Here is a 21055-nt window from a genome sequence, read left to right as displayed (position 1 = left end):
GTCTCACGAGCGCGGCGCGTCGGGCGGCGCGCCGCGCTCGGCCGTCCCACCGCGTGCGCGTCGGCCCCGCGGGCGTCCCGGCGTCAGGTCGGCCGGGTGGCTGCCGCCGAGGTGCCGCGCGCTGTTGACGAGCCCGACCAGGCTGAACGCCTGCGGCGTGTTGCCGAGGTGGTGCCCCGTCGCCGGGTCGTACTCCTCGGCGAGCATGCCGACGTCGTTGCGGAGCGAGAGCAGGCGCTCGAACAGGTCGCGCGCCTCGGCACGCCGTCCGATGCCGTGCAGCGCGTCCACGAGCCAGAACGAGCACGCGAGGAACGCGCCCTCGCCGCCGGGGAGCCCGTCGACGCCCTCGGCGTGCGGGTCGTACCGGAGCACGAACCCGTCGACCGTGAGCTCGCGCCGGACCGCGTCGACCGTGCCCGCGACGCGCGGGTCGTCCCACGCGAGGAAGCCGACCTGGGGGATGAGCAGCGTCGCGGCGTCGAGGCCCGCGGAGCCGTACGACTGCGTGAACGTACGGCGCTCGTCGTCCCACCCGTGCGTGCACACGTCGGCGTGGATCTCGTCGCGCACGGCACGCCACCGGTCGACCGGCCCCTCGAGCCCGAACCGCTCGACGGCCTGGACGGCCCGGTCCAGCCCCACCCACGCCAGCACCTTCGAGTGCACGAAGTGCCGGCGTGGACCACGGACCTCCCACAGGCTGTTGTCGGGCTCGCGCCACGCGCCCTCGAGGTGGTCCAGGAGCGCGCGCTGCACGTCCCACGACGCCTCGTCGGGGGCCAGGCCCGCGCTGCGGCCCAGGTGCAGCGCGTCGAGCACCTCGCCCCAGACGTCGAGCTGGAGCTGGTCGGCCGCGGCGTTGCCGATCCGCACGGGCGACGAGCCCGCGAAGCCCGACAGCCACGGCAGGTCGTACTCGGGGAGGCGTCGTGCGCCGTCGATCCCGTACATGATCTGCAGTCGCGCGGGGTCGCCCGCGACCGCGCGGAGCAGCCACTCGCGCCACGCGAGCGCCTCGCCCTCGAACCCGGCGCCCAGCAGCGCCTGGAGCGTGAACGTGGCGTCGCGCAGCCACGTGTAGCGGTAGTCCCAGTTCCGCACGCCGCCGATCTCCTCGGGCAGCGACGTCGTCGCCGCGGCCACGATCCCGCCGCTCGGTGCGTACGTGAGGCCCTTGAGCAGCACGAGCGAGCGGCGGACCGCACGCGACCAGCGCTCGGCCGTGCCGGCCGGGGCGTCCGAGAGGACCTCGGGGTCGCACCGGAACGAGAGGTCCTCGAGCCAGTCGGCCCAGAACGCCTCCGTCTCGGCGAGCGACCGGTACGGGTCCAGCGGCGCGGGCGGCTCGTGCCACGACGGTGCGTGCACGAGCGAGAACGGCACGCGGTCCCCGGCCGAGACCGTGAAGTCCGCGTGGGTCGACAGGTCGGGGCGGCCCTCGAGCCGCACGGGGGTGTCGAGGTGGAGCGCGTCCGGCCCGCCCACGGCGCGGATCCCCGTCGCGGTGTGCCGCACCCACGGCACGACGTGCCCGTAGTCGAGCCGGATGCGCAGGTCCATGTGCATGCGGACGGTGCCCGAGACCCCCTCGACGATCCGCACGACGTCGGGCAGCCCGCCGCGCGGCGGCATGAGGTCGACCACGCGGACCGTGCCGTCGGGCGTCTCCCACGTCGTCTCGAGGACCAGGCTGTCCCCGCGGTAGTCGCGGCGCGTCGCCGTCGTCGCACCCGCCGGGGCGAGACGCCAGCGGCCCGCCGACTCGTCGTGCAGCAGCGCGGCGAAGCACGCGGCGGAGTCGAACCGCGGCAGGCAGAGCCAGTCGATCGACCCGTCGCGGCCGACGAGGGCCGCCGTCTCCAGGTCCCCGATGAGCGCGTAGTCCTCGATGGCGGGCACGTGACCTCCGATGCCGGGGGGCGGGCGGGTCCGGCCAGCCTGCCAAGGCGTCGCGTGCGCGGCCACCCGGGGCGCGGCGTGCCCGCGCGCCTGCAGCAGGAACGGGGAAGGCCGGTGCCGGACAGCGGCACCGACCTTCCCCGTCCTCGTGTGGCCGACGACGACGCGTCGGCGGCGGTCAGGCCGCCGAGCGCAGGCGCAGCGAGTTCCCGACGACGATGACCGAGCTCGCGGCCATCGCCGCGCCCGCGATCATCGGGTTGAGCATCCCGAGCGCCGCGAGCGGGATCGCCGCGACGTTGTAGCCGAACGCCCAGAACAGGTTCTGCTTGATGATGCGCAGCGTGCGGCGCGAGAGCCGGATCGACTGGCCGGCGGACCGCAGGTCGCCGCGCACGAGCGTGATGTCGGCCGCCTGCATCGCGACGTCCGTGCCCGTGCCCATCGCCAGGCCGAGGTCGGCCTGCGCGAGCGCCGCGGCGTCGTTCACGCCGTCGCCGACCATCGCGACGACGCGGCCCTCGCGCTGGAGGCGCTGCACGACGTCGACCTTGTCGGCCGGGAGGACCTCGGCGATCACCTCGTCGATGCCGACCTGACCCGCGACGGCGCGTGCGGCGCCCGCGTTGTCGCCCGTGAGCAGCACGGGGCGCAGACCGAGCGTGCGGAGCTCGGCGATCGCCGCGGCCGACGTCTCCTTGACCGGGTCGCGCAGCACGAGCACGCCGCGCGCCGACCCGCTCCAGGCGGCCATGACCGCCGTGGCGCCGTCGGCCTCGGCGGCCGTGAAGGCGTCGTCGAGCGCCGTGGTCGCGACGCCCTGCTCGCGCAGCCAGGTCGGGCGGCCGACCAGCACGCGCCGGCCGAGGCCCACGCCGCTGTGCGCGGTGCGCACGACGCCGGTGACGCCGCGGCCCGGCTCGTTGGCGAACTCGGTCACCTGGTCCTCGCCGATCGCGACGCCGTCGGCGCCGACGGCGGCCGGCTCGGGCGCACCGCCCGACGTGACGGTCTCGCGGGCGCCGGCGGCGATCGCGCGCGCGATCGGGTGCTCGCTGCGGGCCTCGACGGCGCCCGCGAAGCGCAGCACCTCCTCGCGGTCCTCACCCGGGGCGGCGAGCACGTCGACGAGCTGCATGCGGCCCTGCGTCACGGTCCCGGTCTTGTCGAGCACGACCGTGTCGACCCGACGCGTCGACTCGAGGATCTCCGGACCCTTGATGAGGATGCCGAGCTGCGCACCGCGACCCGTCCCGACCAGCAGCGCGGTCGGCGTCGCGAGCCCCAGCGCGCACGGGCACGCGATGATCAGCACCGCGACCGCGGCGGTGAAGGCGGCCTGCGTCCCGCCGCCGAGCAGCAGCCACGTGACCAGCGTGAGTACCGCGAGCACGATCACGACGGGGACGAACACCGCCGAGATGCGGTCCGCGAGCCGCTGCACGGGCGCCTTGCCGGTCTGCGCCTGCGTCACGAGCCGGCCGATCTGGGCCAGCATCGTCTCCTCGCCCACGCGTGTCGCGCGCACCACGAGGTAGCCGGAGGTGTTGATCGTCGCGCCGGTGACCTGCGCGCCGGGCCCGACGTCGACCGGGACGGGCTCGCCCGTCAGGAGCGACGTGTCGACCGCGCTCGTGCCCTCGACGACGACGCCGTCCGTGGCGACCTTCTCGCCCGGGCGGACCGCGAACAGGTCGCCGACGGCGAGCCGGTCGACCGGGACGAGCCGCTCGGTGCGGCGCCCGGCGTCGTCGGTCTCCAGGAGGGTCGCCTCGGTGGCGCCCATCGACAGCAGCGAGCGCAGCGCGTCACCGGCCTGGCGGCGCGAGCGGTGCTCGGCGTAGCGGCCCGCGAGGAGGAACGTCGCGACGACGGCCGCGACCTCGAAGTAGAGCTCGGGCATGTGCATCTCGCCCGCGGCGAGCCGCGGCACGAGCGTCGGCTCCATGCGCATGCCGATCTCGCCCGCACCGCCGAGCGTCACGGCCCACAGCGACCAGCCGGTCGCGGCGATGATGCCGAGCGAGACGAGCGTGTCCATGGTCGACGAGCCGTAGCGTGCGGCGCGTGCGGCGGCCCGGTGGAACGGCCAGGACGCCCATGTGACGACAGGCAGGGCGAGCGCGGTGACGACCCACTGCCAGTAGTCGAGCTGGAGCGCGGGGATCATCGACAGTGCGACGACGGGGACGGTGAGGACCGCCGCGACGACGAGCCGCCGCTTGAGGTAGGCACCGCGGTCGGTCTCGGGTGCGGAGGTGTCCTCGTGGGGTGCGTCGCCCTCGGGCATCGTGTGCCCGCTGAGCGCGTGCTCGGCGACGTCGTGCGTCGCGTGGGCGGCCGCGTCGGCGTCGGGGCGGCGCGTCGTCGGCGTCGTGCGGCTGTCCTTGAGGACCGTCGCGGTGTAGCCGGCCGACTCGACCGCGCGCACGACGTCGGCGACCGGGACGTCGTCGGTCAGCTCGACGCGCGCCGTCTCGGTCGCGAGGTTGACGACGGCCTGGGCGCCGGGCAGCTTGCCGATCTTCTTCTCGACGCGCGCGACGCACGACGCGCAGGTCATGCCCCCCACGGCGAGGTCGAGCACGGCGACCGGGGCGGCCGTCTGCTCGAGCGGTGTCGGGGTGTCGTGCTGCGTGGGGGAGCTCATCGCCTCAGTCCTCGTGGTGCGTGGGTGGCGCCCGGGCCCGCCGCCTCCGTCCCGCCCCCGTCTCCCACCCCTCCCGTCGAGATCAGCCTTCGTGTCGGCGAGTCGTGCGACACGCCGACGGGAGGTCGGATCTCGACGGGGGTGGTGGGCGGAGGGGCGGGGCGGCCGGCGGGCCGGGGTGGGTGGTGCTGCTCAGAGCAGCGAGCGCGGGGGTGCGACCGAGTAGCCGGCCTCCTTGACCGCGGCCTCGAGCGCGTCGGCGCTCACGGGCTCGGTCGAGGTGACCTTGACGGTCGAGGTGCCGCCCGAGACGAGCTCGACCTGGACGTCGGTGACGCCGGGGATCTCGCTGATCTCCTCCTGGACGGAGCGGACGCAGTGGCCGCAGGTCATGCCCTGGACGTTGACGTCGACGGTCTGGGTGCTCATGGTGTGCCTTCCGTTCGGGTGGGTGGTGCGGGTGGTGCGGGTGCTGCGGGTCGTGCTGGTCGGGGTGCTGCTCGGGTGCCCGTGCGGTGGGTCGGGCCGGTGCGGTTGGCCGGTCGGGCCGGGCGTCAGCTCCGGACGAGCCGGGCGATCGCGTCGGCCGCCTCGCGGACCTTCTCCTCGCCCGCCTCGTCCGACGCGCGGGCCGCGTCGACGACGCAGTGCGAGAGGTGGTCCTCGACGAGACCGAGGCTCACGGCCTGCAGCGCCTTCGTCACCGCGGAGACCTGGGTGAGGATGTCGATGCAGTACGTGTCCTCGTCCACCATGCGCGCGATCCCGCGGACCTGCCCCTCGATGCGGCGCAGCCGCTTGAGGTAGTCCTCCTTGGTGCCGCTGTACCCGGCCATCTGGTGCGCTCCCGGTGGTGTCGTGGTCGTCCCCGCGACGACGAGAACACCATACCCCCGTAGGGTATTTCTGGCGAGCCCGCGGACATGGGACGGAGGTCCCGGGTCGGTGGTCGGCAGGGAGGGCGCCGCCGACGCGGCCCCGCGATCGCCCGCGCACGGGTGCGCGACGGGCCGCCGGCGCCGGGTGCGCCGTCGCGAGCTCCGGGACCACGGCTCCCGCCTTCGTCGACTGCGCTCCCGCCTTCGTCGACTGCGGAGCGCCCGCGCCCCAGGACGCCGGTTGGCATGATGGGCGCGAGGAGGTGGCGAGGATGCTCTCCGACCACGACGAGACGGCGGTCCGCGCGGCGCTCGACGAGCGCAGGTCCGAGGCGGCGCGACGGCTCGCGTCCCTGACCGGGAGGTTCGACGAGGTCGTCCAGGCCGCGGCCGGGAGCAACGTCGACGACGAGCACGACCCCGAGGGCGCGACCATCGCCTTCGAGCGCTCGCAGATCGGCGCGCTGGTGCACCAGGCGACGACCGAGCTCGAGGAGGTCGCCGCGGCCCGCGAACGCCTCGACGCGGGTGCCTACGGCCTGTGCGAGCGGTGCGGCACGTCGATCCCCGCCGAGCGACTGCGAGCGCGCCCGACCGCCCGGACCTGCGTCGGCTGCGCCACCTGACGACGACGAGCCGGCTGCCGCCAGGCACCGTCCGGGTGGCCCCTACCCCGCCATGGCCCGTCCGGGTGGGTCCACCCGCGGGACGCGCGGGCCGATCCACCCGCTCGCGGCCACCCACCCGCCGTCGGCCGGTCGCCGCGACCCGCGCGCCCACGTCGTCGTGCGCGGATACCGTGGCCGGGGGACGGGCGAGCGGAGGGTGCATGCCGGGCTGGGTCGAGCACGCGATGTGGTGGCACGTCTACCCGCTGGGGTTCGTGGGCGCGGAGCGCGAGGCGCTGCCCGACGGCGCGCCGCCCGTCCACCGCCTCGAGCACGTGACGCGCTGGCTCGACCACGTCGTCGACCTCGGCCTGTCGGGTGTCGCGCTCGGTCCGGTCTTCGCGTCGCACACGCACGGCTACGACACCGTCGACCACCACCGTGTCGACTCGCGGCTGGGTACCGAGGAGGACCTCGTCGCCCTCGTCGACGCCGCGCACACCCGGGGCCTGCGCGTGACCCTCGACGGGGTCTTCAACCACGTCGGGCGCGGGTTCGGGCCGTTCCAGGAGGTCCTGCGCCACGGCCCGGGCGCCCCGACCGAGCACTGGTTCCGGCTGCGGTGGCCCGACGGCGCGGGACCCGGCGCCGAGCCCGACTACGACGACTTCGAGGGCCACCACGCGCTCGTCGCGCTGAACCACGCCGCCGACGACGTCGCGCGCCACGTCGCCGACGTCATGACGTACTGGCTCGACCGCGGGGTCGACGGGTGGCGCCTCGACGCCGCCTACGCCGCGCCGCCGTCGTTCTGGACGCGCGTGCTGCCGCAGGTCTTCGCCGCGCACCCGGACGCGTACGTCTTCGGGGAGGTGCTGCACGGCGACTACGCCGCGTTCGTCGCCGAGTCCGGTGTGGACGCCGTCACGCAGTACGAGCTGTGGAAGTCGGTGTGGTCGTCGCTCAACGACGGCAACTTCTTCGAGCTGACGTGGACCCTGTCGCGGCACGACGCGTGGCTCGACACGTTCGTCCCGCTGACGTTCGTCGGCAACCACGACGTGACCCGCATCGCGAGCCGCCTGGCGGACCGCCGCCACGTCGCGCACGCCGTCGCGCTGCTCATGACGCTCGGCGGCACGCCCACGGTCTACGCGGGTGACGAGCTCGGCATGACGGGCGTCAAGGAGGACCGCGAGGGCGGCGACGACGCCGTCCGCCCACGCTTCCCGGACGCCCCGCCCGCTCCCGACCACCTCGACGCGGACGCGCGCGCCGCGTACGACCTGCACCGCGGGCTCGTCGCGCTGCGCCGGCGCCACCCGTGGTTGCACCGGTCCCGCAGCGAGGTCCTCACCTGCACCAACACGACCCTCGTGCTCCGCCAGCACGCCGACGACGACGCCCTGCTGCTCGCGCTCAGCGTCGAGGACGGCCCCGTCACCCTGTCGGTCCCCGGTGCGGGGGACGTGCTCGCGGGCGACGGCGACCTGCATGACCCGGGCCCGGGAGCGCACGTCGACCTCCCGCCGCACGGCTGGGCCGTCCTGACCGCCTGACCGGGCGCGCCCCGCCGCGACGGCGTGCGCGTCGGGGCGTTGTGCGGATCCGGACGGTCGTGTGCCGGTCGACGGACTCCGCACAGTGGTCCGGAGTGGTGGGGGCCGGTGGTGGGTCGCCGTGACGGGTGCTGGGTCGCCGGCGGGGTCCCGCGCCGGCCCGGCGACCGCCCGCGTCAGGCCGGCGGGGTCGCTGCCGCGGCCGCCTGGGCCGCGCGGGGGAGCGCGTCGACGATCCGGCCGAGCGCGTCGTCGTCGTGCGCGGCCGAGAGGAACCACGCCTCGTAGATGCTCGGTGGCGCGTACACGCCCGACCGCAGCAGCGACTGGAAGAACGGCGGGTAGCGCCACGTGTCCTGCGCCTGGGCCCGCTCGTAGTCCGTCACCGGGCCGCTCGCGGGATCGACGAACGCGGGGCTGAACAGCGTGCCCGCCCACTGGATCGAGTGCGCGACGCCCGCCGCGTCGAGCGCCTCCGTGAGCGCCGTGGCGACGGTCCGCGCCGCCGCACCGACCCGCGCGTACACGACGTCGTCGGCCGCGCGGAGGGTCGCCAGGCCCGCGGCCGTCGCGACCGGGTTCCCCGACAGCGTGCCCGCCTGGTAGACGGGGCCGAGCGGCGCGAGGTGCTCCATGACGTGCCGCGACCCGCCGACGGCGGCCACGGGCAGCCCGCCGCCGAGCACCTTGCCGAACGTGAACAGGTCGGGTGTCCAGCCGTCGTCCCCCCCGACGGCACCCTCGACGCCCCACCAGCCGGACGGTCCTGCGCGGAAGCCGGTCAGCACCTCGTCGACGATCATCAGCGCGCCCGCGGCGGCCGTGATGCGACGCAGCGCCGCGTTGAAGCCGGGCAGCGGCGTGATGACGCCCATGTTCGCGGGAGCCGCCTCGGTGATGACGCACGCGATGCGGTCGCCGTGCGCGGCGAACGCGGCCTCGAGGGCGGCGACGTCGTTGTACGGCAGGACGAGCGTCTCGGCCGCGGTCGCCTCGGTCACGCCCGACGAGCCGGGCAGCGCGAGCGTCGCGACGCCCGACCCGGCCTGCGCGAGGAGCGCGTCGAGGTGCCCGTGGTAGCAGCCCGCGAACTTCACGACGAGCGGGCGCCCCGTGACGCCGCGCGCGAGCCGGATCGCCGTCATGGTCGCCTCGGTCCCCGTCGAGACGAAGCGGAGGCGCTCGACGCCGGGCACGCGACGGCGCACCTCGAGCGCGAGCTCGGTCTCGCGCTCGGTCGGCGCGCCGAAGCCGAGGCCCTGCGACGCCGCCTGCTGCACCGCCCACACGACCGACGGGTGCGCGTGACCGAGGATCGCCGGTCCCCACGACCCGATGAGGTCGACGTACTCGAGCCCGTCCACGTCCGTCAGGTACGGCCCGCGCGCGGACGCGATGAAGCGCGGGGTCCCGCCGACCGAGCGGAACGCGCGCACCGGCGAGCTCACGCCCCCGGGCAGGATCTCCTGCGCCGCGGCGAACGCCTCGGCCGAGCGGGGTGCCTTCACGAGTCCTCCCTCGTCCAGCGCGCGATCTCGAGCGCCCAGTAGGTCAGCACGGCGTCGGCGCCGGCCCGCCGGATCGCGAGCACCGACTCCTCGACGGCGCGCCGCCGGTCGATCCAGCCGTTGGCCGCGGCCGCCTCGACCATCGCGTACTCGCCCGACACCTGGTACGCCCAGACGGGCACCTCGCTGGTCGCGGCGACGTCGGCCAGCACGTCGAGGTAGGACCCCGCGGGCTTGACCATGACGACGTCCGCACCCTCGGCGACGTCGAGCAGCGCCTCGCGCCGTCCCTCGCGCCGGTTGGCGGGGTCGAGCTGGTACGCGCGGCGGTCGCCGGTCAGCGTCGACTCGACGGCGTCGCGGAACGGCCCGTAGAACGCCGACGCGTACTTCGCGGCGTAGGCGAGCAGCGCGACCTGCTCGTGGCCGGCGGCGTCGAGCGCGTCCCGCACCGCCGCGACCTGGCCGTCCATCATCCCGCTGAGCCCAAGCAGGTGGGCGCCCGCCTCGGCCTGCGCGAGCGCCATCGCGCGGTAGTGCTCGAGCGTCGCGTCGTTGTCGACCTCGCCCGCGTGGCCGGCCCGGGTGTCGAGGACGCCGCAGTGGCCGTGGTCGGTGAACTCGTCGAGGCACAGGTCGCCCATGACCACGACGGCGTCGCCCGCCTCGGCGACGGCGTCCGCGATCGCGACGTTGAGGATCCCCTCGGCGGTGCACGCGGCCGAGCCGGTCGCGTCCCGCTCGGCCGGGACGCCGAAGAGCATGACGCCGCCGAGCCCCACCTCGGCGGCCTCGACGACGACGCGCCGCAGCGAGTCGCGCGAGTGCTGGACCTGGCCCGGCATCGACGCGATCGGCAGCGGCTCGGTCGCGCCCTCGCGGACGAACAGCGGGAGCACGAGCTGCGCGGGCGCGACGTGCGTCTCGGCGACCAGCCGCCGCAGCGCGGGCGTGCGGCGGAGCCTCCGCGGGCGCACCGCGGGGTAGCCCGCGGCTCCGCGCGTGCGGACGGCGCGCTCCGGCGCGGTGGACCGCCCCGCGGCGGGACCGGCGGTGGGGGTCGTGGTCATGCGGGCCTCCGGGGGTGGTCGGCGGCGTGGCGGACGAGGGCGCCGACCATGTCCTCGGCCGACGCCGCGGCGGGCACGACGTGCACCTCGAGGCCGTGCGCGCGTGCCGCGGCCTCGGTGCGCGGCCCGATGCAGCAGACGACGGTGCTCGCGGGCGGCACGCCGACGAGCTCGACGAGGTTCGTGACGGTGCTCGCGGAGCTGAGCAGGACGGTGTCGACGTCGCCGTCGCGCACGGCCGCGCGCAGCTCGGCACCGGGCTGCGGGCCCGCGACCGTGCGGTACGCGACGACGTCGTCGACGCGCCAGCCCGCGGCGCGCAGGCCGTCGACGACGGTCGGCTCGGCGAGGTCGGAGTGCGGCACGAGGACGCGGCTCGCGGGCCCGGCCGGCGCCGGGAACTCGGCCACCAGGCCCCGGGCGGACCGCTCGCCGGCGGGGACGAGGTCGGGCGTCACGCGGTGGCGCTCGAGCACGCGTGCGGTGCCCGGTCCGACGGCGGCGACGTGCGCCCCGCCGAGCACGTCCACGAGCCCGGCGGGTGCGCGGACGCGGCCCGCGAGGGCCGTGACGGTGGTGCCCGACGTGACGACGAGCCAGTCGTACGCGCCGCCCGCGAGACGCCGCATCGCGTCGTCGAGCGGGCGCACGTCGTCGGGCGGGGAGAACTCGATGAGCGGGACGACGACGGCCTCCGCCCCGTGCTCGGCGAGCAGCGCGGCGACGCGCCGGCCCCAGTCCCCGCCGTGCGGGACGAGCACGCGGCGGCCGGCCAGGGCTCCGTCCGTGCCCTGCGGGCCGGTCGTGCCGGTCCGACCGCTCACGCCGCTCACGACGTCCGCCCGGGGCCGAGGGGGGCGAGGTCGGCGACGCCCTCGGCGAGCATCTGCTCGGCGACGCGGCGGCCGAGCGTGCGGGCCGTCGCGACGAGGCGGTCGGTGAGCTCGGCGGCGCGCACGTCGTCGTCCGGCACGACGAGGTCGACGAAGCGGCCGACGACGTCGAGGTCCGCCCGGCCCGTCCCGGGCCGGTCACGCAGGGCCTCCTCGGGCAGCCGGACCGAGGCCGACGTCCGCAGGTGGGCGGTCCCGTCGACGCGCGCGACGACGACGTCGAGCGTCAGGTGCCCGTCGTCGTCGACGTGGCCCGCGGCGCCCACGGGGGCCGCGCAGCCGGCCTCGAGGGCCGTGAGCAGCTCGCGCTCGGCGGTGACGGCGAGGCGCGTCGGGAGGTGGTCGAGCGCACGGAGCGCGGCCGCGAGCCCGGGGTCGGTCGTGAGCGACCCGGTGCGGCACTCGACCGCGAGCGCGCCCTGGCCGGGCGCGGGGGCCATGGTCGACGGTGCGAGGAGCTCGGACACCGCGTCGAGTCGCCCGAGCCGGGTCAGGCCCGCCGCCGCGAGCACGACGGCGTCGAGGTCGCCGGGACCCTCGCCGAGCCCGGGGACGCGGCCGAGCCGGGTGTCGACGTTGCCGCGGATGTCGACCACGTCGAGGTCGGGGCGCACGCCCCGCAGCTGGGCGGCGCGTCGCGGCGAGCCCGTCCCGACGCGCGCGCCCTCGGGCAGGCCCTGGAGCGTCAGGCCGTCGCGCGCGCACAGCGCGTCGCGGTGGTCGACCCGCTCGGGGACCGCGGCCACGACGAGGCCCTCGGCCGGGGCCGTCGGCAGGTCCTTGAGCGAGTGCACAGCGACGTCGCACCGCCCGTCGAGCACGGCCTCGCGCAGCGCCGCGACGAAGACCCCGGCGCCGCCGAGCGCCGCGAGCGGGCCGCGCAGGCGGTCACCCTCGGTCCGGACGCGGACCAGGTCCACGGCACGCCCGCCCAGGGCACCCGTCGCGACGAGCGCCTCGGCGACGTGCCCGGTCTGCGTCAGCGCGAGCGCGCTGCCGCGCGTCCCGATGCGGACCGCGGCCGAGGAGGAGGCGCCGGCGCCGGCGAGCGCCCCGTCGGCAGACCCGTCGCCGAGCCCGTCGGTGAGCCCGTCGGCAGGTCCGTCGGCACGGTGCCGGCCCGTCACGGCGCGAGGCCCGCCACGGCGGGTCGAGGTCCGCGGGGGTTCGCGCAGCAGCCGGGTCGGCACACGTCGTACCAGGGGCCGAGCGGCGTCAGCGCCGGTCGCGGCGCGGGCTCGCCGCCCTCGGGGCGGCTCGCGGACGCGAGGCGCTCCTCGACGAGGTCGATCAGGCCGCGCACGAACTCGGGGTGCACGCCCGGCGTCGGGACGCGCTCGGCGATGACGCCGGCGTCGCGCGCGGTCTCCATCGCCTCCTCGTCCAGGTCCCACATGACCTCCATGTGGTCGGACACGAAGCCGAGGGGGACGATCACGACGGCCCTGGTCCCGGAGCCCGCGAGCTCGGTGATGGCGTCGTTGATGTCGGGCTCGAGCCACGGCGTCGACGGCGCACCCGAGCGCGACTGGTAGACGAGGCTCCACGGGACGCTCGACAGCTGCGCGTCGGCCGGTCCCGAGCCGACGTCGGCCGCCGCGCCGACGCTCGCCATGACGACGTCGGCCACGGCGCGGTGCTGCGCGGCGTACGTGCCCTCGGCGCCCATCTCGGCCTGCGGCGGACCGGAGGTCACGGCCGTCGACGTGGGGATCGAGTGCGTCGCGAACAGCACGTGCGCGTCGCGTGCGAGGTCCGCGTCGGCGCCGAGCCGCTCGCGCACGCGAACCAGGCCGTCGCGCACGGCGTCGACGAACGGCGTGACGAACCCGGGGTGGTCGAAGTACTGGCGGACCTTGTCGATCGTCATCTCGCCCGCGAGGCCGGTCTCCTCGAGCGCGCCAGCGAGGTCCTCGCGGTACTGGCGGCACGACGAGTACGACGAGTACGCGCTCGTCACGACCGCGAGCAGGCGCCGGTGGCCGGCCGCGTGCGCCTCGCGCAGCGCGTCGCGCAGGTAGGGGTCCCAGTTCCGGTTGCCCCAGTACACGGGCAGGTCGAGGCCGCGGGCCTCGAGCTCCGCCGTCATCGCCGCGCGCAGCGCGCGGTTCTGGTCGTTGATCGGGCTCACGCCGCCGAAGTGGCGGTAGTGGTGCGCGACCTCCTCGAGGCGCTCGTCGGGGATGCCGCGGCCCCGCGTGACGTTGCGCAGGTACGGGATGACGTCGTCCTGGCCCTCGGGCCCGCCGAACCCGACGAGCAGCACCGCGTCGTACGCGACGGGCGGCTGCGGGTCGCGCTCGGGCAGGGTCTCGGGACGGACCTCGGTCGTCTCGCTCACAGCAGCACCTCCGCGACCTCGTCGGGCTCGATCCGACGACCGGTGTAGAACGGGATCTCCTCGCGCACGTGACGGCGGGCGTCCGTGTCGCGCAGGTGACGCATGAGGTCGACGAGGTCGGTCAGCTCGTCGGCCTCGAGCCCGAGGATCCACTCGTAGTCGCCGAGCGAGAACGCGGCGACGGTGTTGGACAGCACCTGCGGGAACTCGCGCCCCATCCGGCCGTGCTGGCCGAGCATCGCACGGCGCTCGTCGGTCGGCAGCAGGTACCACTCGTAGGACCGGACGAAGGGGTAGACCGTGAGCCACGTGCGCGGCGGGAGGCCCGCCATGTACGCGGGGCCGTGGTTGGCGCTGAACTCGGCGGGCCGGTGGACGCCCATCGCGGCCCACGCGACCGTGAGCGGGCTGAGCTCGGCCGTGCGGCGCAGGCGGCGCTGCTCGGCCTGGAGGGCCTCGGCGCTGTCGCCGTGCAGCCACACGAGCAGGTCCGCGCCCGCGCGCATGCCCGACACGTCGTACAGGCCGCGGACGACGACGCCGTCGCTCGGGTCCTCGACGACGTCGGCCAGCGCGGGTGCGCTCGCGGGGGTCGACGCGGCACCGGCCGCGGCGTCCGCGGGTCGGGCGAGGACGGTCCAGAGGGTCCAGGGGCCCGCTGCGCCGGACGGCGCCTCGGGCGCGTCGGGGGCGGGACGAACGTCACCGGTGGTCATGGGCGCAAGTGTGCGTCGGGGCCGTCGCAATGGCGAAATCGGGAGGTCGCCACGCATTTCCTGACGGGCTGTCAGATCGTTCTGACGAGGTGTCAGAAATGCACGAGGGCCATGTTCGGCCACGCTCGCAGAAATGCGGCGGGACGTCCAGGGATCCGTTCACGCGCCGCACCGCTGCGGAATTCGTGACGCGCGTCACCCGGTCAGGCCGCGAGCCGCGCCGCGACCGCCCGTGCGTCCGCCACGACCGAGACGAGCCCGGTGCCCGCGAGCCACGCGCCCACGGCGTGCAGCCCGCGCTCGCGCTCGAGGGCGTCCCGCACGGCCGACACGCGCTCACGGTGGCCGGGCCGGACCTGCGGCAGGCCCGCGGGCCAGGGCGTGCGGACCCGGTCGAGCACCTGCCCGGGCCGCAGCGGCACGCCCAGCAGGTGCGCGGCGTCGGCGAGCGCGGCGTCGAACAGCTCGTCGTCGGCGGGCACGCGCGCGTGGCCCGGCCCGCCGTACGAGAGGCGCACGACGTGCCGGCCCGGACCGGCGGCCTCGGCGAGCCACGGCCACTTCGCGGTCGCGTGCGTGAGCGCCTTGGCCCGCACGCCCGGGGCGCCGGGCGCGACGAGCAGCCCCGTGCCGCGCGGCGCCGCGTCGAGCGCCGGCGCGTCGAGCGCCATCGTGACGAGGACGACGCCCGTGTCGGCGGGGCGGTCGAGCGTCGCGGCCGCGGGCACGACGTCGGCCAGCAGGCCCAGTGCGACCGGACCAGGGACGGCGACCACGACGTCGTCGGCCGCGAGCGGCGACCCGTCCGCCGTGACGAGCCGCCACGCCGCACCCGAGCGCTCGACGCGCGTGACCGCGGTGCCGCTGCGGACGTCGACGCCGCGCCGCGTCAGGTCCTCGACCAGCGCCGCGACGAGGCGGTGCATCCCGCCCCGCAGACCCGCGACCGCCGAGCCCGCGGGGGCCGCCGCGCGCATCGCCGCGACCGCCGCACCGAGCGACCCGTGGCGCGCGAGCCGGTCCCGCACGCCGGGCAGCACCGCGTCGAGGTCCGCCTCGTCCGGGTGCGCGGCGTGCACGCCCGCGACGACGGGGGTCACGAGACGGTCGAGCACGCGACGGCCCTGCCGGACGCGCACGAGGCGGCCGAGGCTCCCGGCGTCGTGCCCGACGCGCGCGGGCAGGAGCCGGTCGGCCGACGCGCGCAGCGCGCCCGCGACCCCGACGACGGCGCGCACGTCCGCCGCCCACGGCGAGCCGGGGATGCCGAGCATGCCCGCTCGCGGCAGCGGCACGGCTCCGCGGTGCGTCTGCAGCCACGCGCCCGAGGCGACCGGCAGCACGACGTCGTCGGCGAGGCCGAGCTCGGTCAGCAGGTCCGTCACCGCAGGTGAGCGCGTCGCGAAGGACTCGGCCCCCGCGTCGACGCGCAGACCGTCCACGGTCAGGGGCGCGACGCACCCGCCCGCGCCGGGCGACGCCTCGAGCACCGTCACGTCACGCCCCCCGGCGGCGAGGTCGCGCGCCGCGACGAGCCCGGCGACCCCCGCCCCGACGACGACGACGCGCCCCGCACTCACGCGCGCGGCCCGTCCGCCGCGTGGGCCGGCTCGCGCGCCCGGTCCCGCATCAGGCCGGCTCGTGCCCGTGGGCGAGCGCGACGACCCGCGTGAGCACGTCGGGGTCGGTGGTCGGCGGGACGCCGTGACCGAGGTTGAGCACGTGCGCGGGGGCGCTGCCGCCGCGCTCGACGACGTCGCGGACGTGGGCCGCGAGGACCTCCCACGGCGCGGCCAGGTACGCGGGGTCGACGTTGCCCTGGAGCACGGTGGTGCCGCCGAGGCGGCGGTTCGCCTCGTCGAGCGGCAGGCGGTGGTCGACGCCCACGACGTCGGCCCCGACCTCGCGCATCGCCCCGAGGAGCTCGCCCGTCCCCGTGCCGAAGTGCACGACCGGGACGCCGAGGTCCGCCACGTGCGACAGCGCACGGCGCGACGCGGGTGCGGCGTGCGCGGTGTAGTCGGCGAGCGACAGCGCGCCCGCCCACGAGTCGAAGAGCTGGACGGCGCTCGTGCCGGCCAGGACCTGCGCGCGGAGGAAGGCGCCCGTGACGTCGGCGCACCAGTCCATGAGCGCGCGCCACGTCGCGGGGTCGGCGTGCATGAGCGTCCGCGCCGCGAGCTGGTCCTTGGAAGGGCCGCCCTCGACGAGGTACGACGCGAGGGTGAACGGGGCGCCCGCGAAGCCGAGCAGCGGCGTGCTGCCGAGCTCGGCGACCGTGAGCCGCACGGCCTCCTCGACGGGGGCGAGCGCGCCCGGGTCGAGCGGCGGGAGCGCGGCGACGTCGGCCGCGGTGCGCACGGGGTGGTCGAAGACGGGCCCGCGGCCCGGCACGATCTCGACCGCGACGCCCGCGAGGCGCAGCGGCACGACGATGTCGCTGAAGAGGATCCCCGCGTCGACGCCGTGCCGGCGCACGGGCTGGAGCGTGATCTCGCTCGCGAGCTCGGGGGTCAGGCACGCGTCGAGCATCGCGACGCCCGCGCGGGTCGCGCGGTACTCGGGCAGGGACCGGCCGGCCTGGCGCATGAACCACACGGGCCGGGTCGACGGGTCCGCCGGACGATGCCCCGCAAATGCGCGGACGAGGGGGGATTGCGCCGTCCGGCCGTCGATCATGGGATGATTGCTGGGCAGATTCACGCTGCGATTGTGCCAATCATTCCGACGACTGGTTGAATCGAAGGCCTTGTGGTCCTCCTGAGCCTCTCGGCGAGTCATCGCGACCTCGACCTCGACGTCCTGGAGCAGCTGAGCTCCGGGTCGCGTTCCGTGGCGACGAGCGTCGTGGCCGACAGCCCCGACATCACCGGGTGCGTGGTCCTCGCGACCTGCAACCGGTTCGAGGTGTACCTCGACGCGGCCGTCCCCGCCGACGACGAGGCCGCGGTGCGGCGGGCCGTCGACGAGGTGTGCGCCGTCGTCGCGCGCAGCTCGGGGCTCGAGGCGCGGGCCGTGACGTCGTCGCTCCAGCCGGCCGTGGGCGCCGCCGTCGCGACGCACCTGTTCTCGGTCGCCGCGGGCCTGGACTCGATGGTCGTCGGCGAGCGCGAGGTGTCGGGTCAGGTCCGCAGGGCCCTGCAGACCGCACGCGCGGGCGGGACGACGTCGTCCGCGCTCGAGCGGCTCTTCCAGCACGCGTCGCGCGCATCCCGCGCCGTCGGCTCCCGCACCGCGCTCGGCGGCACCGGACGGTCCGTCGTCGGCGTCGCGCTCGACCTCGTCGCCGAGCAGCTCGACCTGGCGTCGTCGTCCGTCCTGCTCATCGGCACCGGCTCGTACGCGGGTGCGAGCCTCACCGCGCTGCGGGCCCGCGGCGTGACGGACGTCTCGGTGTACTCGCCGTCGGGGCGGGCCGCCGCGTTCGCCGCGGACCGCGGGCTCCAGGCCGTCCCCGCGGGAGGCCTCGAGCACGCCCTCGCGCACGCGGACCTCGTCGTCTCGTGCAGCGGCGCGCTCGGCCCGGTCGTCGACGCGCGCGTGGTCGCCGACGCGCGGCAGCGCTCCGCCGCGCACGACGGCGTCGCACGCCCGACCGTCCTCGTCGACCTCGCCCTCACGCACGACGTCGACCCGGCCGTCCGCTCGGTGCCCGGCGTCCGGCTCGTCGACCTCGTGACCGTGCAGCAGCACGCCCCGCACGCGCTCGCGGACGAGGTCATGGCGGGACGCAAGATCGTCGACGAGCACGCCGCCGCGTTCGAGGCCACGCTCGCCGAGCAGCAGCTCGTGCCCGCGGTCGTCGCGCTGCGCCGGCACGTCGGGCAGGCCCTCGAGGCGGAGGTCGGGCGCGCGCGTGCGGGACTCGAGCCCGACGTCGCCGACCGCGTCGAGCGGTCGCTGCGCCGCTTCGCCGCGTCCGTGCTCCACACGCCGGCCGTGCGTGCGCGCGAGCACGCACGCCTGGGCCGCCACGACGCGTACCGCGAGGGCCTCGAGGCGGTCTTCGGCCTGCACGTCGAGGCGCCGGACCCGGCCGACGACGACGCCTGACGGCCGGCCCGCCCCGGCAGCCGGGCGGTCACCCCGGCGCGGGGCGCCACCTGTCGCTCAGCGGTCGAACGGGCTCGCCGGCTGTGGCCGGCCGAAGAGGTAGCCCTGACCGAAGTCGCACCCGAGGGCGACGAGGTGGTCCCGCTGGGCCCGGGTCTCGACGCCCTCCGCGACGACCTGCTTGCCGAGGGCGTGCGCGAGGTCGGTGACGCTGCCGAGGATGTCGAGCGCGGGGCTGCGCCCGGGTGACAGCAGGTCGCCGACGAAGCTCCGGTCGAGCTTGACCGTGTCCACGGGCAGGCGCTGGAGCCACGTGAGCGACGAGTAGCCGGTCCCGAAGTCGTCGAGCGCGATCCGCACGCCGCGCTCGCGGACGTCGAGCAGGATCGCCCGCACGTCGTCGAGGTCGCGCAGCAGCACGGTCTCGGTGACCTCGAGCTCGACGCGCGCGGGGTCGATCCCGCTGACCTCGAGCGCCCGGTCGAGGTGGGCCAGCAGGTCCGGGTGGGTCAGGTGTCGCCCCGAGACGTTGACGTTGACGGCCGGCAGGCCGGACGCGGTCGGCCTCCCGTCGAGGCGCCACGCGGCCGCCGCGGTGAGGGCGGCCTCGAAGACCCAGGCGTCGAGCGCGACGACGAGCGCCGACTCCTCGGCGACGGGCAGGAACGCCGCGGGGGCGAGCAGGCCCTCCTGCGGGTGCTCCCACCGTACGAGCGCCTCCGCCGCGACCGCCAGGTCGCTGCCGAGGACGACCTTCGGCTGGAAGTGCACGCGCAGGCCGCCGTCGTGCAGCGCCGCGCGCAGGTCGCGCTCGAGCGTGACCCGGCGCGAGTGGCGAAGGTGCACGGCGGCGTCGAAGACCTGCCCGCGGTCGCGGCCCGCGCGCTTGGCGTCGTACAGAGCGGTGTCCGCCTCGCTCAGCAGCCGCGTGCCGGTGGCCGGGTGCCGCCCCGCGCTCGCGCCGATCGTGAACGTCATCTCGAGCTCGCGCCCCGCGACCTCGTACGTCCCCCGCAGGGCCGCGCGCATGCGGCTCGTGACGGTCTCGAGGCCCGCCGCGTCGGCCAGGTCCTCGCACACGACGACGAACTCGTCACCACCGAGTCGGCCGACCACGTCCGCGGGACGGACGCAGGCGCGCAGGCGCTCGGCGACCTGCGCGAGGAGCGCGTCGCCGGCGGGGTGGCCGAACGCGTCGTTGACGGTCTTGAACGCGTCGACGTCGCACAGCACGACTCCGACGAGGGCGTCCTCCCGCTCGGTCCGGGCCAGGGCCCGCGCGAGCTCGGCGTCGACGGAGCGGCGGTTCGGCAGCCCGGTGAGCGCGTCCTCGAGCGCCTGGGTGCGGAGCCGCTCGGTCGCCTCGTGCTCCGCGGTGACGTCGCGGAGGTTGATGACGATCCCGCGGACGAGGACGTCGTCGAGGTGGTTCGCGCCCGTCGCGCGCACCCACAGCCAGCGGCCGTCGGCGTGCCGGTAGCGGACCTCGACGGTCACGCGCTCGCCCAGGTCGTGGACGCGCTTCCACGCTGTGAGCAGCGGGCCAAGGTCGTCGGGGTGGACGTGGTGGGCGAGACGCGCCTGGATCGTCGGCGGGACGTCCGAGGGGCCGAGCACGCGGTCCCGCGACGCGCTTGCGTACATGAGGCCGCCCGCGGCGTCGAACACCGCGATGACCTCGTCGGAGTTCTCCAGGAGCGCCTCGAGCCGCGCCTCGCTCTGGGTCTCCGCCACGCCGTCGGGCAGCACGCGCCAGCCGATCACGAGGTGCTCGCCGGCCGGTCGCACCTGCACGGCGGTCCAGCCCGAGTTCATCGCGTACGCCTCGTCGATCTGCACGCGCGGCGTGACGACCTCGTAGCCGACCTGGTCCAGGACGGCCTGGCGGAACCCCGGGAAGGTCGTGTGGCGGATCTCGGGGACCACGTCGAGCATCCCGCGCCCCACGAGCCGCCCGCGGGAGACGGCGCGCTGCGCCGCCGCGTTGGCGTGCACGTACTCGAGGTCGACGACCTCGTCGCGGTCGTCCCGGACCGCGCGCAGGACGACCCAGGGCTCGGTGTCCGCGAGCACCGCGCGCCCCACGAGCTCGAGGACCTCGCGCGAGCCGGTCCCCGGCGCGTCGTCGTCGTCCACGTGGCCCCCCTGTACGTGCGTCGCGTCAGCTCACCGGGCGCCGGTGCCCCACCACGCCGTCCAGCGCTCCGCGGCCGCGGCCACCCGCGCGTCGTCGGCGCCGAACAGGCTGAGCACGAACATCGCGGTGCCGTGCGGCGGGGCGCTCGCCGGGGGCGTCCGGGCGACGACGAGCAGCGCGTCGCCCTCCTCCTCGACCGTGAGCCCCAGCTGGAGGTCCGTCTGGAAGAACACCTCGCCCGAGAACGACGTCCCGTCGGGGCGCTGCACCGAGTACCGGGTGCCGACCGCGTCGTCGCCGAGGTCGCGCAGACCGAGGCGCGTCAGCAGCGGGTCGCCGTCGTTGCCCAGGTCGACGCCGTGTACCGAGACCGTGCGGCGGTCCTCGTCCGCGTGCCGCTCGAGCAGGAAGCGCAGCTGCTGCGTGAAGGTGATCCAGCCCTCGTCGACGGGGTCGCTCGCACCGTCCCAGTCCGCGGGGTGCCCGGCGCGCAGCACGCGCAGGTGCGTCGGCTCGCCCGGGTGCACCTCGATGCGGTCGCCGTCGGCGAAGGTCAGCGTCCGCCGCTCGTCGTCCGCGGTCGCGTGCTCGTCGAAGATGAACCGGATCTCGTCCGCGAGACCCTCGGCGTCCCAGCCGAACCAGCGGTGGATCTGCTCGGGGCGCCGCAGGGCGTCCCAGACCGCGTCGGGGCCGGCGGCGACGGCCATGTCGACGAGGATGCGTTCCTGCTCGCTCAT

Annotated in this window: 17 protein-coding genes; 3 read left to right on the top strand and 14 right to left on the bottom strand. The window is 76.2% G+C overall.

What is annotated here, in order from left to right:
- Window positions 1-3: 3 nt before the first annotated feature.
- From IEV86_RS05910 to IEV86_RS05895, 4 genes are all read right to left on the bottom strand, one after another.
- Window positions 4-1902, bottom strand: a complete 1899-nt coding sequence (locus tag IEV86_RS05910; protein WP_052426070.1) for a glycoside hydrolase family 15 protein — start codon at window positions 1900-1902, stop codon at window positions 4-6.
- A gap of 178 nt (window positions 1903-2080) precedes the next feature.
- Window positions 2081-4552, bottom strand: a complete 2472-nt coding sequence (locus tag IEV86_RS05905; RefSeq protein ID WP_043604900.1) for a heavy metal translocating P-type ATPase — start codon at window positions 4550-4552, stop codon at window positions 2081-2083.
- 192 nt (window positions 4553-4744) lie between these two features.
- Window positions 4745-4981, bottom strand: a complete 237-nt coding sequence (locus tag IEV86_RS05900; protein ID WP_043604897.1) for a heavy-metal-associated domain-containing protein — start codon at window positions 4979-4981, stop codon at window positions 4745-4747.
- Window positions 4982-5106: 125 nt separating this feature from the next.
- Window positions 5107-5388: a metal-sensitive transcriptional regulator gene (locus tag IEV86_RS05895; RefSeq protein ID WP_043604895.1), complete on the bottom strand. Its 282-nt coding sequence runs from the start codon at window positions 5386-5388 to the stop codon at window positions 5107-5109.
- A gap of 314 nt (window positions 5389-5702) precedes the next feature.
- Here IEV86_RS05895 and IEV86_RS05890 point away from each other — a divergent pair, with 314 nt between their 5' ends.
- Window positions 5703-6056 carry a TraR/DksA family transcriptional regulator gene (locus IEV86_RS05890; protein WP_043604887.1) on the top strand — a complete coding sequence of 118 codons (354 nt, stop codon included), beginning with the start codon at window positions 5703-5705 and terminating at the stop codon, window positions 6054-6056.
- A 203-nt stretch (window positions 6057-6259) separates the two neighbouring features.
- Window positions 6260-7597 (top strand): alpha-amylase family glycosyl hydrolase, encoded by a 1338-nt coding sequence (locus IEV86_RS05885; RefSeq protein ID WP_043604884.1) that lies wholly within the window; start codon window positions 6260-6262, stop codon window positions 7595-7597.
- 176 nt (window positions 7598-7773) lie between these two features.
- Here the strand turns inward: IEV86_RS05885 and hemL are convergent, their stop codons facing one another.
- The 8 genes from hemL to hemE all read right to left on the bottom strand — a co-directional run bounded on the left by hemL (window position 7774) and on the right by hemE (window position 16804).
- Window positions 7774-9105 (bottom strand): glutamate-1-semialdehyde 2,1-aminomutase, encoded by a 1332-nt coding sequence (hemL, locus tag IEV86_RS05880; protein ID WP_152605604.1) that lies wholly within the window; start codon window positions 9103-9105, stop codon window positions 7774-7776.
- Entirely contained in the window at window positions 9102-10175 is a 1074-nt protein-coding gene (gene hemB / locus IEV86_RS05875) for a porphobilinogen synthase (protein WP_081978628.1), read from the bottom strand. The genes hemL and hemB overlap by 4 nt, the downstream gene beginning before the upstream one ends.
- Complete coding sequence (locus tag IEV86_RS05870) at window positions 10172-10999, bottom strand: uroporphyrinogen-III synthase (protein WP_161784033.1); 828 nt, start codon at window positions 10997-10999, stop codon at window positions 10172-10174. Before IEV86_RS05870 ends, hemB begins: the two co-directional genes overlap by 4 nt.
- A gap of 5 nt (window positions 11000-11004) precedes the next feature.
- Complete coding sequence (hemC, locus tag IEV86_RS05865) at window positions 11005-12078, bottom strand: hydroxymethylbilane synthase (RefSeq protein WP_043604931.1); 1074 nt, start codon at window positions 12076-12078, stop codon at window positions 11005-11007.
- Between the two features lie 113 nt (window positions 12079-12191).
- Window positions 12192-13409, bottom strand: a complete 1218-nt coding sequence (locus tag IEV86_RS05860; RefSeq protein WP_081978627.1) for a ferrochelatase — start codon at window positions 13407-13409, stop codon at window positions 12192-12194.
- On the bottom strand, window positions 13406-14125 hold the full coding sequence (gene hemQ, locus IEV86_RS05855) for a hydrogen peroxide-dependent heme synthase (protein ID WP_043604881.1): 720 nt from the start codon (window positions 14123-14125) through the stop codon (window positions 13406-13408). Before hemQ ends, IEV86_RS05860 begins: the two co-directional genes overlap by 4 nt.
- A gap of 203 nt (window positions 14126-14328) precedes the next feature.
- Entirely contained in the window at window positions 14329-15705 is a 1377-nt protein-coding gene (hemG, locus tag IEV86_RS05850; protein WP_188484589.1) for a protoporphyrinogen oxidase, read from the bottom strand.
- Between the two features lie 49 nt (window positions 15706-15754).
- Window positions 15755-16804 carry a uroporphyrinogen decarboxylase gene (hemE, locus tag IEV86_RS05845; protein ID WP_043608122.1) on the bottom strand — a complete coding sequence of 350 codons (1050 nt, stop codon included), beginning with the start codon at window positions 16802-16804 and terminating at the stop codon, window positions 15755-15757.
- A 72-nt stretch (window positions 16805-16876) separates the two neighbouring features.
- Between hemE and IEV86_RS05840 the strand changes: the two genes are divergently transcribed.
- The gene (locus IEV86_RS05840) at window positions 16877-18178 is read left to right on the top strand and encodes a glutamyl-tRNA reductase (protein ID WP_043608124.1); all 1302 of its coding nucleotides are present in this window, start codon (window positions 16877-16879) and stop codon (window positions 18176-18178) included.
- 57 nt (window positions 18179-18235) lie between these two features.
- Here the strand turns inward: IEV86_RS05840 and IEV86_RS05835 are convergent, their stop codons facing one another.
- Together IEV86_RS05835 and IEV86_RS05830 are read right to left on the bottom strand one after the other, a co-directional pair.
- Window positions 18236-20314, bottom strand: a complete 2079-nt coding sequence (locus IEV86_RS05835; protein WP_052426377.1) for a putative bifunctional diguanylate cyclase/phosphodiesterase — start codon at window positions 20312-20314, stop codon at window positions 18236-18238.
- Window positions 20315-20344: 30 nt separating this feature from the next.
- On the bottom strand, window positions 20345-21055 hold the full coding sequence (locus IEV86_RS05830) for an SRPBCC family protein (RefSeq protein WP_043608136.1): 711 nt from the start codon (window positions 21053-21055) through the stop codon (window positions 20345-20347).

Origin of the sequence: Cellulomonas carbonis (assembly GCF_014636275.1) — a bacterium.
Lineage (GTDB): Bacteria > Actinomycetota > Actinomycetes > Actinomycetales > Cellulomonadaceae > Actinotalea > Actinotalea carbonis.
The sequence above is the reverse complement of the archived record's forward strand: the minus strand, read 5'-3'. Positions and strand labels throughout refer to the sequence as shown.

Excerpts from the sequence above, each read along its gene's own strand:
- hemQ (WP_043604881.1), bottom strand. The coding sequence starts at position 14,125 with ATGACCACCGGTGACGTTCGTCCCGCCCCCGACGCGCCCGAGGCGCCG.
- hemB (WP_081978628.1), bottom strand. The coding sequence starts at position 10,175 with ATGACCACGACCCCCACCGCCGGTCCCGCCGCGGGGCGGTCCACCGCG.
- IEV86_RS05885 (WP_043604884.1), top strand. The coding sequence starts at position 6,260 with ATGCCGGGCTGGGTCGAGCACGCGATGTGGTGGCACGTCTACCCGCTG.
- IEV86_RS05900 (WP_043604897.1), bottom strand. The coding sequence starts at position 4,981 with ATGAGCACCCAGACCGTCGACGTCAACGTCCAGGGCATGACCTGCGGC.
- IEV86_RS05830 (WP_043608136.1), bottom strand. The coding sequence starts at position 21,055 with ATGAGCGAGCAGGAACGCATCCTCGTCGACATGGCCGTCGCCGCCGGC.
- IEV86_RS05890 (WP_043604887.1), top strand. The coding sequence starts at position 5,703 with ATGCTCTCCGACCACGACGAGACGGCGGTCCGCGCGGCGCTCGACGAG.
- IEV86_RS05905 (WP_043604900.1), bottom strand. The coding sequence starts at position 4,552 with ATGAGCTCCCCCACGCAGCACGACACCCCGACACCGCTCGAGCAGACG.
- hemE (WP_043608122.1), bottom strand. The coding sequence starts at position 16,804 with ATGATCGACGGCCGGACGGCGCAATCCCCCCTCGTCCGCGCATTTGCG.
- IEV86_RS05895 (WP_043604895.1), bottom strand. The coding sequence starts at position 5,388 with ATGGCCGGGTACAGCGGCACCAAGGAGGACTACCTCAAGCGGCTGCGC.